The organism is Fluviicola sp., assembly GCF_029266855.1.
In the GTDB taxonomy this organism is placed as follows: Bacteria; Bacteroidota; Bacteroidia; order Flavobacteriales_D; family Crocinitomicaceae; genus Fluviicola.
In genome coordinates this window covers 1-16283 of sequence record NZ_JAQSWB010000005.1, presented here as the reverse complement: position 1 = coordinate 16283, position 16283 = coordinate 1, and the positions used below count along the sequence as shown (strand labels likewise).

General features: G+C 39.9%; 10 protein-coding genes. 8 read left to right on the top strand and 2 right to left on the bottom strand.

Annotated elements, in window-relative coordinates; all coding sequences use genetic code 11:
• Positions 1 to 112 precede the first annotated feature (112 nt).
• Positions 113 to 991, top strand: a complete 879-nt coding sequence (locus K0S23_RS11790; protein ID WP_300357526.1) for an exopolyphosphatase — start codon at positions 113 to 115, stop codon at positions 989 to 991.
• 80 nt (positions 992 to 1071) lie between these two features.
• Here K0S23_RS11790 and K0S23_RS11785 read toward each other — a convergent pair whose 3' ends face one another.
• Together K0S23_RS11785 and K0S23_RS11780 are read right to left on the bottom strand one after the other, a co-directional pair.
• Positions 1072 to 2856, bottom strand: coding sequence for a YfiR/HmsC family protein (locus K0S23_RS11785; protein ID WP_300357523.1), 1785 nt, complete (start codon positions 2854 to 2856; stop codon positions 1072 to 1074).
• A gap of 250 nt (positions 2857 to 3106) precedes the next feature.
• Positions 3107 to 3886 (bottom strand): sulfite exporter TauE/SafE family protein, encoded by a 780-nt coding sequence (locus tag K0S23_RS11780; RefSeq protein WP_300357520.1) that lies wholly within the window; start codon positions 3884 to 3886, stop codon positions 3107 to 3109.
• A 563-nt stretch (positions 3887 to 4449) separates the two neighbouring features.
• Here K0S23_RS11780 and K0S23_RS11775 point away from each other — a divergent pair.
• The 7 genes from K0S23_RS11775 to K0S23_RS11745 form a co-directional block, all read left to right on the top strand.
• Complete coding sequence (locus tag K0S23_RS11775) at positions 4450 to 6246, top strand: DNRLRE domain-containing protein (RefSeq protein WP_300357517.1); 1797 nt, start codon at positions 4450 to 4452, stop codon at positions 6244 to 6246.
• Positions 6246 to 6737: an OmpH family outer membrane protein gene (locus K0S23_RS11770; protein WP_300357514.1), complete on the top strand. Its 492-nt coding sequence runs from the start codon at positions 6246 to 6248 to the stop codon at positions 6735 to 6737. The genes K0S23_RS11775 and K0S23_RS11770 overlap by 1 nt, the downstream gene beginning before the upstream one ends.
• A gap of 2 nt (positions 6738 to 6739) precedes the next feature.
• The gene (locus K0S23_RS11765) at positions 6740 to 7342 is read left to right on the top strand and encodes a hypothetical protein (protein WP_300357511.1); all 603 of its coding nucleotides are present in this window, start codon (positions 6740 to 6742) and stop codon (positions 7340 to 7342) included.
• Positions 7339 to 13866, top strand: a complete 6528-nt coding sequence (locus K0S23_RS11760) for a hypothetical protein (RefSeq protein ID WP_300357508.1) — start codon at positions 7339 to 7341, stop codon at positions 13864 to 13866. Before K0S23_RS11765 ends, K0S23_RS11760 begins: the two co-directional genes overlap by 4 nt.
• Before the next feature lies 1 nt (position 13867).
• On the top strand, positions 13868 to 14566 hold the full coding sequence (locus K0S23_RS11755) for a hypothetical protein (RefSeq protein WP_300357505.1): 699 nt from the start codon (positions 13868 to 13870) through the stop codon (positions 14564 to 14566).
• A gap of 17 nt (positions 14567 to 14583) precedes the next feature.
• Positions 14584 to 15642 carry a hypothetical protein gene (locus K0S23_RS11750; RefSeq protein ID WP_300357501.1) on the top strand — a complete coding sequence of 353 codons (1059 nt, stop codon included), beginning with the start codon at positions 14584 to 14586 and terminating at the stop codon, positions 15640 to 15642.
• Positions 15602 to 16283 (top strand): hypothetical protein (locus K0S23_RS11745; protein WP_300357498.1); only part of this gene is annotated, 682 nt, incomplete at its 3' end. The genes K0S23_RS11750 and K0S23_RS11745, both read left to right, overlap by 41 nt.

Genomic DNA, 16283 nt, shown 5'->3' with positions numbered 1-16283 from the left:
GAAACCGGCTACACCTGGTGATAAATGATTTAAAATGCCGGCTTCGGAAGGAGGCGGCATTTTTTATTTAAAGAATGAAGGGATTTAAACCATTTTAGCTAATTTCGGATTCATGGCAAAGAAATACGCAGCAATAGATATTGGGTCGAATGCAGCTCGATTGTTAATTGGTGAAATTGCCAAGGAGAACGGGCACCCCTACGTGAAGAAGATTTCTTATACGCGTCTCCCTTTGAGATTGGGAGGTGAAGTTTTTGATTCGGGGGAGATCAGTATTCAAAAAGCAGAAGATTTTATCAAAACCATGAAAGCATTCAGCCTGATTGCGGATATTTTCAACGTTGCTGCTATTCGTGCTTGTGCTACAAGTGCCATGCGTGATGCAAAAAATGGTCCCGAGATCATTCAGCAGATCAAACGCAACACAGGAATTCAGATAGAAATTATTTCAGGGGATGAAGAAGCACGATTGATTTTCGGAACCTTTGTCTTGCTGGATATTGAACGCTCGAAGCCTTATCTGGTAATCGATGTGGGTGGCGGATCAACGGAGATCAATGTATTCGAACACGGAAAACGCGTTGCTGCAAAGAGTTTTGATATTGGTACTGTCCGGATGTTAAAGAACAAGGTCGATAAAAAAGATTGGCGTGAATTGAAGCTTTGGATTGAGGAACATGTGGAAGATAACCCGCACGCTGTTTATGCAACCGGTGGAAATATCAATAAGATTCACAAAATTCTGGGCTTTAAGGAGAAATCCCCCGTTACTTTGAGAGCAATGAATCAGCTTTATAGGGAGTTGGAACCTTTAAGTGTTGGCCAGCGTATGGACCGCTTCCAATTGAAACCCGATAGAGCGGATGTCATCGTCCCGGCACTGGAAATCTTCCGCGTATGCATGAGTGCACTCAATTGTAAGGAAATGTATGTTCCCAAGATAGGTCTCTCCGATGGAATTGTTTACGATCTGCATATGAAGAAAGCGTGATTTGAAACCTATCAACAGAAGAAAATAAGTCAATTAACAGACTATCTGCGTAATCTATATAATCTGCGTGAAATTATTTCTTACCCAATCTGTATCCCCAACACCGTAATATCATCGATCTGCTCGAAATCGGCACCGTTTCCGTACTTCCAGTTTTCAATAGCTGTGTCCAGGATCTTTCCTTGTTCGGTCATTGGCTTATGCGCATTTTCGGCAAGCAGGTTCTTGAAGTTCCGGCTCATGAATTTTTTACCTCTTTCCCCGCCAAACTGATCGGAATACCCGTCCGTGAACAAATAGAAGATATCTCCGCGGTTTGCGTTGATCTCGTGGTTGGTGAACTCCCGCATGTCCGGGTAGATCGAAATAGGTCGCTTATCCGGCTTCACTTCTTCGAGTTTGTTGCTTTTCGAAGAAACAATATAGAGCGGGTTATTTGCACCGGACCAGTGACATTTATACGTTTTGTTGTTGATGAGCAGTAAGGAAATATCCATTCCGTCCATTTGTTCGCCCTGGATGCCTTTTTGCTGAAGTGAATCGATCACTTTGTCGCGAAGCTCGTTCAGGATAATATCTGCACGCGTGATTTCCTGCTGTTTCACAATTTCGTTCAGAAGGCTGATGCATAACATGCTGACAAATGCCCCTGGTACACCATGACCCGTGCAGTCGGCAACTGCTACCAGAGTCCAGTCTCCCCTGCGGTCCACGAAGAAAAAGTCCCCGCTGACAATATCCTTCGGTTTGTACATGACAAAGAAATCACCCGGAATAGTTCCGCGGATCGTTTGTTCATTTGGTAAAACCGCATTCTGAATGCGCAATGCATAACGGATACTGTCGGTGAGTTCAAACAGGATCTTTTCGATTTGGTCTTTTTGTGCACTGACAATACCGTGTTGCTCCGAAAGTTGTACGATGGATTTTTTGCGCTGTACTGAATTGCGGTATAAAATATAGGCTGTTGCAAGAATGAGCATCAGCACGATAAAGCCCATGATCAGGATGATTCGCTGCATACCAAGCTCGTGCAGCTGTTCGTTGATCTGTCCTTTCTGAGCATCGATCCGGCGTTTCTGATCGAATAGGATATCTTCCTGGTCTGAAATGGCAAGCGATTGCTTTTCTAATTTTTGCGCCTGCTCTTCCAGGAGTGTTCCTTGTTCATCGAGCATTTTGATCTTCTCTACCAGTGTCATTTTCTGGTAATTGATCTTGGCCTTCTGATTTTTGATCGTTTCTTCTTTTACAGCTACTTTTTCGCGCTCCTTCTCCAATTTTTCGGTCGATTCGTTGAGAAGTTCTTCCCAGGCAACCGTACCTTCCATGTATTGTTCGAATTGATTGGTGAGCTTTAACCCGGCCTTTTCCATGTTGGGCTGGTTTACCGTGAAATCATCTTTCTTCAGGCGACCGTTAAAGTTTATCATCGTATAATCCTCATCCTTGCAGGAGTTGGTAATCAATAGGGTATGATTCCCGTCGATCGCTTTCGCAATTTTTTCGATCTTTTTATTGAATTTCTTGTCGACACACAAGACTTGTGTTGGGCTGATCGCGTCCTGGTTTTTAAAATGAACGACGCTTACCTTTTTGCCTTTAAAGATAATTCCTTCGTATTTTTTTCGAATAACACTGTAAAAAGAGGTGTCACTGTCCAGTACACCGATCTGGAATGTCTGGAAGGAAGATTGATTTTCCCAGGTCGTATTCAGCATCAGCGGATACAGGCTGGTTGCAACGGATTCATCAGACCGCGAAAATTGGGCGGAAGAATTGAATATCAAGGCAAAGCACGCGAATAAGATCACGCAAATACTTTTCAATCGGTTTGCTAATGAGCCAGCGGGTGTATTGTTCATGTCCACGATCAAAAATTTGTTCGAAACGGTTTCGTTTGAGATAACTGCGCAAAGGTATGGAATTTAGATTTTAGGATGTGAAGTCTTGAAAACTAAAATCCAAATAAGTAGTTGTTGTTAGCCTTTATACCGTATGTGCATGAATCGGAAATGTGTCTTTAGCAGAAATCACTGAGTAAATGCGGACTAAAATTCACACTTTAATTTCTTAAGATTGGGAAAATCAAATTTGGCGTGTTGAATTTCACAGTTAGATAACCCCTGCAATCAGCAGAGCAGAAAAAACGAGCAGCACAATTCCAACGAAGCGCTGAAGTGCGTGGATGGTAATTTTCTTTAGCAGGCGGTTACCCAGGAATGCACCTAAAAATGCGGAGAGTGTTGCCAGTATCAGCAGCATATAATCCAGGCTGTTGTGTTGCTTTACGATGTCCGACGAGTAAATGGTCAGTCGCGAAATGTCAATCAGAACTGCAATCACCACACCTGTTGCAATAAATTGTTCTTTGGAAAGGTTCGCTCTTATAAGGAATGCCGATCTCAAAGCTCCCTGGTTTCCGGATAATCCCCCGAAAAATCCGCTTAAAAACCCGCCCAACGGAATGTATTTTTGATTAAAATTCAGTTTGGATAAAGAAGGGATCAGGTCAAAAAGCGCAAAGAAAGCCAGTAAGCTCCCGATTGTTATTTTAATAATTGTAATATCGGCAGTTTTATTGAAAATCGAATAGGAGTACAGGGGCTGCATCTCTGAAATGAAGGTCAGGATATAAGCTCCGATGAATGCAGCGACAATAGCCGGTAATCCGAAGCGGATGACAACGCTTCTGCTGGCATTTTTCCCAACAAGGAAAAGCTTGAAAAGGTTATTCAGAAAGTGAACGATTGCCGTCAGGGAAATAGCTATTTCCAAAGGAAAAAAGAGTGCAAATACGGGAACCAGGATAGTCCCGAGTCCGAACCCGGAGAAAAAAGTCAGCCCTGAACCCAGCAGCGCAAACAAGCAAATGGTAATGTATTCTGTTATCATGATTGGCCCAATTTTGATGAGCTAAAAATAAGGTAATTTGAATAATTACAGGGTTTAATGAAACAATCTATTTGTGATTTTTGAATCAATAGTAGTTTCCACATTGTATTTTTTTAATTGGCTGTCATCAGAATGCACGAAAACAATTAATTTATCATTTAAATAGTAGAAATTTGGTCTCAATTCTGAAGTTTTTAAGAGAAAATCAACGAAATAATTCGTGCAATTTATCCTTAAATATAACAGTAGTTTATATAGTTTATAAGCGGCAAAATTAGTTGATTAAATCTAATTTTTTTTCTTCCTGGTTTGTGTAAATGTCAAATGCTTTATTATTTTTGCTACTGAATGTTAATACTTAATCGTTGTGCATCTAAATCAAAATCAAAGCAATTTTTGTTTAATGGGATCTCTTATTGAAGATGCTTTTGGTGTCCGAAAGTATCCCGACGGAGGTAATAATTTAAATTTGAGTTATTGACCCGATTCTGTTCCACCTATTGAAAATCTCACTAACCATGATTCTTTTAAAACCTAATTCTAATCTTAATTCCAAACAACATATGAAAGGAAAGAATTATCTGATCCTGTTCTGTCTTTTGTTTTCAGGTTTGACGAAATCTTACGGACAAAGTATAACAACTGCCGTTTTTGATGCCACTGAAGATGCACACACGAAGAGTGGGGCAACGAACACTGCTGTTAATTATGGATCTGTGAATGAATTGATTATTTCAAGTACAACTTACAGCCTTTCTCCTCTAAGTTATTATTCAACACGATCATTTGTTAAATTTGATTTATCTGCCATACCTTCAAATGCAATAATTACTTCCGCGAAATTGCGTTTAAGAGTTAAATCTGAATCTCTTGTAACGACAAATTCAACTGAATTATATGCGGATTTGGCGAATACAACTTGGAGTCAATCTACAATTACTCATAATTCTGGAATTTCAAATAATACGATTGTAAGTACTGTTACTACTTCTAATTTTGTTACTGTAACAGATATTTTCGGAAGTATTGATTATCGGGAATTTGATGTGAAAAATCATGTTCAGGCACTTGCAGAAGGAAGAATCCCAAACCATGGCTGGAGAATAAGAAGAAATCCGGATACTGGAAATTTAACGCCTGCAATTTATTATTCAACTGAGCACATTCCCGGGAATGCGTTTTTTTATCCGAAATTGGAAGTGAAGTATTATATTCCTATGACTGTAACTTCCGCAACTATTGTACAGGCAACTACCACATCCTCTGCTGATGGCTCTATATCTCCTGTAATTGCTGGAGGATCTTCAGCTTCGAAAACATATCAATGGTATAATTCTTTAGGAAATACTATTCCGGGAGGTACAAGTCTAAATTTGACCGGAAGAACGTATGGTTGGTACGGGTTAAAAGTTAGTGGTACGGATCCAAGTGATGTGATGTACTATGCATTCCTCATTGGAGTTAAATGTTCCACTGTGAACGTGACTTTTGCTCCGGATGGAAACTATGTGGATGATACTTATATGATCAACAATATCAGTGGTTCCGGAACGACTGCAGTATTTAACACACAGGTCAATAATGGGAATTCCTCACTTATTCCGGCAAGTGAAAATTTAAGTCCGATGACCACTGAAGGTTTGTTGAGATTCCGTTTGTGGTTTGATCCGAATCTGACTGTTAACTCTGCAAACCTGACACTTTATGGGAATGCACATGCACCTACGGATAGACCGAATACTTCCTATTTGAAATTGGTAAATGCTCCTTGGGCGGAAACATCTGTGGCTTATACAAACCGGCCTGTCTCTTTGATAACTCCGTCCGTAACGATCAACAGTATAGTGGCCGGAAATGGAAATGCAACCGTGAACATTGCAAGTTTGGTAAATAGCTGGAAATTGAACAATCCGCAAAACTACGGATGTCATTTTCAACTGTCATTTTATGAAGGTTCGGTTACGAAGATGCAGTTCAATTCTTCAGAAGCTGCAGCAGGTTCAAGGCCATCTTTAGCCTTAAACTTGACCTCAACAAATTGTGGGACAAATACCAATTTATATTATGTTCCGGAAGAAAATGTAGGACCCGAAATCGCAGATTTGCGGAATTCGGATAAAACGCTTCGGATCAGGTATAAGGATTACTTTGATGCGGATGGTTTTTTAAATTATTCCATTAAATGCTTAACTGATGATTCTTCTGTTACTCTTACACTGACTCCGAAAAATGCCAATACGAATTGGATCGAAATCAATTTGAACGCTGCCGGTTTGGTATTGGGAAATGTTTATTTGCTTGAGTTAACAGATGCGAGTGGAAAGAAAGAATATTTAAAATTTAAAGTGGTAAACAGTTAATGAAGAAAAATGTTTTATGGGGCATTGTAATGCTCCTGCTTCTTGCAGTTGGAGGCTTGTTGGGGTTTTTTATAAAGGATGGTGATAAGGTGCGTTTTGTTTCGATGAACAAATTGTATTTGGAGTCGTCTTATTATGAAAAATTCCAGGGCGATCTGAAAGAAATTGAAGCGAAAAGCAATGCACAGTTAGCAGATATCCAGAAAGGAATCAGAGACTACAAAGCAGGAGGATCCGATCCGCAATTTATCAAGGAATTGGAGGAAGAGCTGATTAAAAAGCAGGAAACCTTAACCGCTGAATACCAGGAAAAATCCAAAAAGTTCGATGAAATCATTTGGGGAGAAATCAATCGCATTTTGTCTGAATATGGTAAAAAGAAAGGGATTGATTTTGTCTTGGGAGCAAAGGGGGATGGTAACATCATGTTTGCTTCTGATCGCTGCGACATAACGGATGAAGTACTTACCTATATGAAATCTCATAAATAAGAATGCGGCTGCTTTTCATAATAGTGGTTTTACCAGGTTTTGCTTTTCTGACGAAAGATAGAGTAGCAACAGCGGATGAATTTAAAGAATGGTATAAAACAAATTACCAGTCTTTGGTGTTTTCTACTGATTATGAAAATCTCAATTATCAAATGAGATATAATCCTGCAGAGTTGCGTCTATTGGGTGCAATAAGCAGAAATGAAGTCAATAACAAAGCAGAAATCAAACAATGGTACAAGGAAAACGATACCTATGAAGAGTTCTCATTTAAGATTACCTCGAAAGCCGGTAGAGATTTATTCGTTGAGTATTCGGAGACGAAAGAAGAGATCAATGAGAAGGTGTTTTATTTCGTTGAATCTGCGAAATACGATTTTTTGCTTGTCCGCGAGAAAGATACCATCGCCCCTGTGCATTACCAATTTGAAAACACTTATGGTGTTGCACCGTTTGTAACGATCTATCTGGCTTTTGATAAATCACCTAAAGACAATGGGGTGAAAGAACTGATCTTTAAAGATCAGGTACTTAACAATGCGGTAATCCCCTTTGAAATAAAAAACTTGAATAACCTAAATATTCCTAAAATAACACAATTATGATTCTTAAAATTAGAGAAGCTAAATCGTTTAAAGGTCTAACCCTTTTATTAGTGTTTCAGTTATTGGTCGACTCACTTGGCTTGAATACAGTATTTGCCGGTGATGGCGGACCTTCCCAGCCAGAAGTTCAGTCATTCGAACCGATTGGTACCAATCAGATGGTGGATCCGTTTACAGGAGATTTTACTTACAATATTCCCTTGTTTAACTTGCCTGGTCCGAATGGTGGCTATCCGGTCAATTTGGCTTATCACAGCGGGATCCAGATGGACCAGGAAGCGAGCTGGGTTGGTCTGGGATGGAATATCAATATGGGGACGATCAATCGCCAGGTTCGTAATTTACCGGATGATTTCCAGGGGGAAGATATTAAGATCAAAACCGATCAAAAACCAAACTGGACAGTTTCTGCGGGTTTGAAAGGATCTTTGGAGTTGGCTGGGTTTAACCCGATTGATGCAATGTATGTGGTGCCTACAATCTCAGCGGGAACTCGATTCTACTACAACAATTACAGAGGTTTCGGTTATTCCGGAGATTTTGGTTTATCATTGAAAGTACGTAAGATTTATACGGATGGGAATACCAGTACCGGAAAATCCAATATATCGGGAGACTTAGGGTTCAACATTAAAAAGGATAGTAGAGAAGGTGTTTCGGGAAATGTCACACTTGGAATTTCGAATGATAAGGGGAATATAAAATCCGGTAGCGTATCGACCGGATTTACTCAGAATGGATGGCAGAAAGATATTAATATTTCAACAAGTTTCAAATTAACTAAAAAGATTCAACAAGAAGATGGTTCAACAAAAATCAGAAGTGCAATGTATGGTGCGGGAAGCAGCCTGAGTTTTGCAAAACCAATCGTTAATGTAAGTGCTCCCCAGGCAATGCGTGGTGGATCGGGAAACTTTATACTAAAAACTGGAGTAAATCTTTTTGGAGTTTTCCTAAAAGCAGACTGGAATGTAGGTTTTGAATTGAGTAAACTTAAAAATAGAAATAAAGAAATTACCTATAGAGGTGTCGGGTATATGTATTACCAGAATAACACCACAACTTCTGAAGAGGATGATTTACGGGTAAAAGACGTTTCTATTGAAAATGAGGGATTTGTTCATAAGGATACGCGCCGTTTGGCAATTCCTACATTGACTTATGATAATTATTCTGTAACTGGTCAGGGAATTGGAAGCTCTTTCCGTCCGTATAGAACAGATATCGGAAATGCCGATGATCCGAACGTACATTCAGAAATGCATTCGGGTAACTTGGGAATTGATTTAGCTCCCCCAGCAGCGATTAATATTCGATTCGGAATTGATGCGGGATATTCATACAGTGGTAACTCCGTTAAGCCGTGGCCCCAGTCACCCGTTTCTCAACATAGTACCTTGGATGCATCTATGTCAAAATCAGTTTATTTCCAAAAGTATGGAGAACATTCTCATGACGATCTGGTAGCAAATTATGGGGCGACGATTGCAAACAACTCCGCAGTTGCTTATGCTTTAAACGCAGATGACGGGTTCTATAAAATTGAGAATTTGGATCAGCAGGGAAATACAATGGTTTCCAATTTTTCCAGGCCAACAAGAAAAAAACGTGCTGAAGATATCGAATCCTATACCAATTCGATGATCCTGGATGGTAGTCAAACGATTATCCCGGAATTCGAAATGAAATACTACAATGCAACTTCCGGAACCGGGTACAACAGAACAAGTGGTTCTTATGTAGATTATGATGGGATCAGATCGGGTTTAAGTGGTTCACAGATCGGAGGCTTTGTAGCTCGAAACGAAACTGGAATGCGTTATGTTTATGCCTTACCCGCACAAAATAAGAAGGAAAGGGATGTAGTCATGTCTGTTGCTGAAAGTCCTGGTCAAAATGGTGCTGCACAACTTATCCCTGTTCCTTCAGATTATAAAATTTCAGGAACAAATAAATACTATAATTCGGTTGAAAAAGGATCCTATGCACATTCACATTTAATGAGTTCCATTTTGGGAGCTGATTATGTAGATTTAGATGGAACCAAAGGTCCATCCGATGGAGATTTAGGGTATTGGGTTAAATTCAGTTATTACAAAGCGCACGATAATTTCAAGTGGAAGTCTCCTTATCAGGGAGTAAGTTATAGCAGAGGAAATAAAACCAGTTTTAAGGATGGTACTGCAAACTACAGTTATGGAGAGAAAGAGGTTTGGTATGTTGCGACTGTAGAGACGAAAACGCACGTAGCAGAGTTTATTTTAACCAGCAGACCGGATTGCTATGAATCCGGAGGTGAGACAAGTAGTACTAATGGATCGGGGCAATACAAAGCATTAAGTAAGATCAACGTGTATTTGAAATCCGAGCGTTATCCGAACGGCGTTTTCAATACATCTGCGAAACCAATCCAAACATGTCATTTCCAATATTTGGCAAGCAACAATTCATTATGTAAAGGGACTCCTGACAACCCAACAGGTGGTGGTAAATTAACCTTGGAAAAAGTTTGGTTTACTTACAGAAACAACCAATCAGGAGCTACTACTCCGTATGTTTTTGATTACTACAAGACAGTTGCTGGCCAGGAGATTCAATATTCCAAATATGCCGTTGACAGATGGGGGAATTACAAACCATTTACAAATGTAGAAGACCCTTATAATGATCCTTATGTGGATAAAGCAACTAATGATGAAAGAGCTTCTCTTTGGAATTTAAAATCTGTTGTGCTTCCTTCAGGAGGTAAGTATGAGATCAAATACGAATCCGATTCATATGCTTATGTGCAGAATGAAGTCGCCATGCATATGTTTAAAGTTGCAAACCTGGGACCGTATAGGGATTCAGGTGGGAACATAAATACAGGGGATAATAAAATCACCTGCGACAAAAATGATCCACCGGAGAATCGAAGGGTTTATTTTAAACTGGAACAACCCATTCCCATGTCGTATAATAGTGCACAGCGGCAAGCCGAGATGTTGAAGTATATCAAAACCGGAGAGTATTTGTACTTCAAGGTCGATATCAACCTCACGAAGAATTCCGATTCGAAAGAACTCGTTGCAGGTTATGCCCGGGTAGGAAATATCGGGGTGGATGAAACCAGTTATAGTGGTGCAAATTATTTGTGGGGCTTTGTGGAATTGGAGCCACTTAAAGTCGATGGAAAAGACACCCAATATCACCCGTTTACAGAAGTTGGTGCACGTCATATCCGTTATAACCAACCGGACATTTTGATTGATAATTTGCCGAACGCAGATATGGATAATTTGAATAAAGGTGTTGCCAAATCAATTGCGACATCAATTATTTCTGCCGTTGCAAGTGTCGGACCCGACTTCAAAAATTACACAGAGGCGCTCTATGGGAATGGGAATAAACGCCTTTCCGAAATCGATTTGAATACTTCTTACCTGAGAATGAGAACACCGGACAAAATAAAATATGGGGGCGGTCACCGTGTAAGGGAGATCTTGATTTACGATAACTGGGAAAATTCCTTTACCACTGTTGGAACTGAAGCGGGATCTGTTTATGGTACAGTTTATGAATACGATCTAGTGGATGCAAACGGGGTAAAAACCAGTTCGGGAGTTGCTACTTACGAACCTTTGGTTGGTGGAGATGAAAATGCAATGAGAAACCCGGTTAAAGGCTGGGAGGATAAGAATGCTTTATCGAAGAACGTGGCCACGACCTACAGTGAAGAACCGGGCAATGAATCTGTTTATCCTGGACCAGCAGTTGGTTACAGCAGTGTCAGAATTCTATCCAAAAACACAGCAACGAAAAAGGACAATTTTGATGCAAGTAACATAGTGCATTACGGTGGTATAAGTGTGCAGGAATTCTATACGGCAAAAGATTTCCCGGTAATTACAAAAGTTACCGAATTGGAAACAGATAAAACCTTTAGAAAGTCACGTTTGATTATTCCTGCTGTTTTCGTAAATATTGATAGACTGCGTATGGCTGCAACTCAGGGTTATTACATTGAGACCAATGATATGCACGGAAAACCGAAAGGAGCCAAGGAAATGAAATTGGTAGCTCAAAACGATGAAAAAGTGCTTTCCTCGGTAGAGTATGATTACTTTGATGAAGAAAAATTGACAACTAACCGTGCAGGCGAAACCTTTATTACACGCTCATTGAAAAACAATGTCAATGTATTGTTATCGGATAATAATCCGAGCGATATGACCAAAGCAAACATATTGCAGGATGCTACCTTGGCTACCAGCATTGAATTTATACCAAGAACGCAATACATTGAAAAGAAAAATACTTCTGTCAATTTGGAAATCAATGTGGAGACCTTTATTCCATTGGCTCTATTATATCCGATTCCTGCTGTAAATTATCAGGCAGAACGGGTTGGGACTGTTGTAACAAACAAAATCGTTTCAAAATCAGGGATCGTTAAAAAGATAACTGCAACACAGGAAGGTTCTATTGTTGAAACAGAAAGTTTGGTGTTTGATGATCTTACTGGGAACCCTCTGCTTACTAGTGTTACGAACGATTATGGAGATAAGATCTATAACTATTCTATTCTGGCGAAAGATATTTATGATCGGGCTGGAGCATCTTATAAGAATATAGGTAAAGAAGCATACGCGAATCCTTCCGGTGGTTTGACTAGCGGAATCCAGTCGTTTGTATTGGAAACTCCTTCTGAAATGGACCGCTTTGTAAAAGGAGATCAGATCTTACTTGTTCCCGTAACTGCGGGCGGGTTGCCGGATGGTGGTCGACCAAAAGCCGTAGCCTATTGCCTGGATTTTGACGCAACAACCCTGAAATTGGAATTGAATGCGGCACTATCTCAGCGATATAAATTGGTAATCATCCAATCAGGACGGAAGAATATTTTAAATACTTCTGTATCCCAAATTACTGCATTATCAGATCCTACAATCAATAGAACGGTAATTGCTTGTTGGGATAAAAATTCTGGTGATCTGGGGAACTATAAAGTTCGAACAATAGATAATGTAATTGGTATTGGTGCAACAGAGTTAGGTGAGTACTGGTATAAAGATACCAGACAGCTTAACTCGCTTCCATCCAACTGGTTTAACAATGCATTCTATTCGAAAGGGTTTGGCGGGAACTTCCAACCGGTTCGGAAATATGCATATATTGATGATCGTACGCAATCTAGTCCTGTAGATTTAAAACATGATGGACTATTGAATAGTGTGGCATTATTTGATTTTGATCAGGTCCTGGCTACTCCTACTAAGCTAGAATGCGCTACGAAATGGAGACTGACTGATCAGATTAATTTGTTAAATCCTTCAAGCGCTCCGATCGAATCAAGAAATATTTTGAATGTACATAATGCATCATTGTATGGAAGAAATGGAATTGAGCCAATAGCTCTTGCAGATAACGCAAAGAATTCTGAAATCGGATTTGAGAACTTTGAAGAGTATACCACAACATCTATCGATATCGATAATAACTCAACAAATAATCTGAATTTCTATTCTACGAACTTGAACACTAGTACTCCAATTTTAATGGAGAACCGGCATGAAATTTCGGGAGCTGGAGTTACGGGTAAAACGAATGCACCGGTAACTTTTACAACAGACAATTCATCGTTTGTAATTCGGCTTCATATTGATGCATTAAATACTGTTGTCTTAGGAAATCCGGTAACTTACCCGAAACAGGAAGTCTTGGTTCGCGTTTCTGCTTCAAACTTTACTTCTGTTGTAGCTGGAGGGGGTGGACTGACCAATTTCCAGTTTAGCTCAATTAACCCATTGTTAAATATTCCGGGAGGTATTGACCAGCGTAACTGGAGAGGGGAACTGTTCTTAGGAAAAAATATGCCAAATCCTGGTCCGAGCGGGAGTGCCGGCTCTGTATCCCTATTTACGACCAAAGGTCATACTGGGAAGAAAAGTTTGGCAGTAGGTACAGTTGATGGAGCAAAATTCCTTCAAAGAAGATTGAATTTATTGGAAGGGAAAGAATATCAGTTTTCCGGATGGTTTAGCACTGCCGACAATCAATCTTTACAAACATTACATGGCAGCAGTGATTTGTTTGAAGCGCCCTTTAAGGTTGAATTTTTGGATGCCTCAAGTGTAGTGATGACATCCAATACAATTACTTATAAGGAACCAGACATTCTGCAGGGAACATTTGTTGATGAATGGCAGAAATTCACGCTCAATTTTACAATGCCTGTGGGAGCTAAATACGTTCGTTTCACACTTCCAAGAACCAAGGAAGTGTTTGATCCGACCCTTCCGGATGGTGGAGATTATGTACAATATGCACTATTTGATGATTTGCGCATACAACCGCGTGATGGAAGTATGTCTACATATGTTTACAATAATGATAACCAACGTTTGGAAGCTGTACTGGATGAGAACAATTATGCAACCTTCTATTATTATAATGATGAGGGGGATTTGTTCCTCGTAAAACAGGAAACAGAAAAGGGAATTATTACAGTTCAGGAAACAAGAACCTCATTTAAAAAGAACTAAGATGAAAGGGACTTTTTTTTGCGGGCTCTTGATTGCTTTCTTTTCCCCACTTGCTGGTGCTCAAAACTTGAGTAAGGAATTTCAGCAGATTTACAGCAAACTGGATCAGCTAAAAACTTTTCAGTTTATAGTCGATTACTCATCCAATGATACCCTGGAGTTTTCTGAGAAAGGAAAGGTCAATGTGCTATTCACTCCGGATGGATACTTTTATCAAACAGCTTTTTGTGAGATGGTCATCAATAGAGAACATACAATTATCATCAATGATGAGGATCATCAGATTCTCTATTCAAAGAATGAAAACCTGGACAGAACGAATAAGTCTGTTACTACTGGAATGCTGCTGAATCAAATCGATACTTTAGTTACCAAAGCAGATTCTATTTACTTTTCCTTTGATGGTTTGGATCGGGTGTATTACTTGCGTTTTGCCAATCAATACTTCAATTTGGTTGAACTTCGGTTTACAGGGGAAATGCTCCGGCAGATTGATTATTACTACAATGCTGATTTTGTTGGGAATACAGGTCTGATGGCTCGAAATGAGATCACCTTTATTGAGAATCCGGAGTATGATGCCAGGATATTAAGAACTGATTTTTACTTTGTTGAGAAGAATAAAACAATGATCCCGACGGAGGAGTTTTCGCTTTACCGGATTCAACAGAGCGAATCAACCAATTCAATTTTAGAATAACCATTTAAATCTGAACCATGAATAAGATTTTAGTTTTTTTACTAACCCTTCTTTCTTGTTTGTTTGCCAACTCTCAGGAATTGCTCAATACATCCAGGTACCAATTGGCTAATATCGGTTTGGGAAGTACGGTGTTTATGGAAGATCCCTTGAAATCGATGGAGGTTGCAGCGGATAATAAGGTAGACCGAAGATTCCGCTTGGAACTGGTTTATGACCGCAATACCCACACAGATATTGTTGGTTCAACGAACTGGCGCTTAACGATGAATTTTAAAAATACAGTAACGTTACAGGAAGAACCACTTGTGGTGGAATTTACTCCAAGTGGAACCTCACGTTATAGTTCCTGGGCGGATTTTAAAACTACAGGGCAGCCACTGGATTATAACATGACCTGGTCGGTAACTCAGATGGTTATTGAGAAGTATAATGGTTCAGCATGGGTTACTGCAACCCTTTCAGATATTCCAATTGCTGATATCCATTTGGAGGCAATGGCATTTAATGACCGGATCGTAAAACTTTCTACGATAGCTCCAAAATTATCCATTACGAATGGAAATGAATTGAACTGGACACCTGTAGAGGGTGCTGTGGAATACGATGTGGAATGGGTTTTCATTCACGAATTGGACCAGTTTATTTATACTACCGCTCAGAGTCCTTTTGATTTTAAACAGGGCGTTCGCATTACAACTTACAAACACCGGCATGTACTGGATTTAGTTTATCCCAAGGGAACCTTGTATTTCAGAGTGAGACCGAGGGGGTATGTTTTTCGAACAGGAAATAAGGAGGTTTACTCATACAATTCCTGGTCTTACGAAAAAAAATCTGGAAGTGGGAACATGAGTTTAACCATTACTGCGGATTATGAAGGGAAGAAGAACTGGCAGTATAATGTTGCATATGCACAAAATGGTTTGTCCAGCAGTTCAATTACATATTATGACGGTTCTCTTCGTGCTCGTCAACAGTTAAGTCAACAAAAAAGTACTGGGCAGTTGCTTGCTACAGCTTCTTTATATGATTATGAAGGAAGATCCAGTGTTCAGTACGGGTACAGCTTTTGATAAAGCGGATTTTGATCTGGGAACAAGCGCAGCTATGGGAACAGCAAGCGGAGCAGGTCGTTACTACAGTTCTGCAAATGATTTAACATCCGATCCATTCAGATCCCGCATTCCGGACGCAGAAGGTTATCCCTATTCCCAGGCAATTGTAAGTAATGACAATTTAGGTCGGGTTGAAATCCGTTCAGGAGTTGGTTTAACTCACCGAATAGGAAGCGGTCATGAGATTCACCATTATTACATAAAGCCTACAGATCGTGATTTGCGTGAACTGTTTGGTTCGAACGTGGGAAATTTGTCACATTACGATAAGCAGGTAAAAGTCGATGCTAATGGTCAAGCTTCTGCAAGTTATACGGATCAGCAGGGACGTATCATTGCTACTGGTTTAATGAACGGTGCCCCAACGAATTTACTTCCGTTGGATAATAACCCGGCGGGTATTCCGGTTACCACGATTTCGAGTTTGATGCCGATGAACTTAATCACTACGGATGCCAATGGAAACATGCAGAGTGTAGTGGATTATACCCATTTGAATCTGGGCACGAATTCGATTACTTTAACTTACGATTTAGTTCAGGGTGGAATGAATTCGATCGGGGAATACTTCGGAACAAGCTGTGCTTCGTGTTTTTACG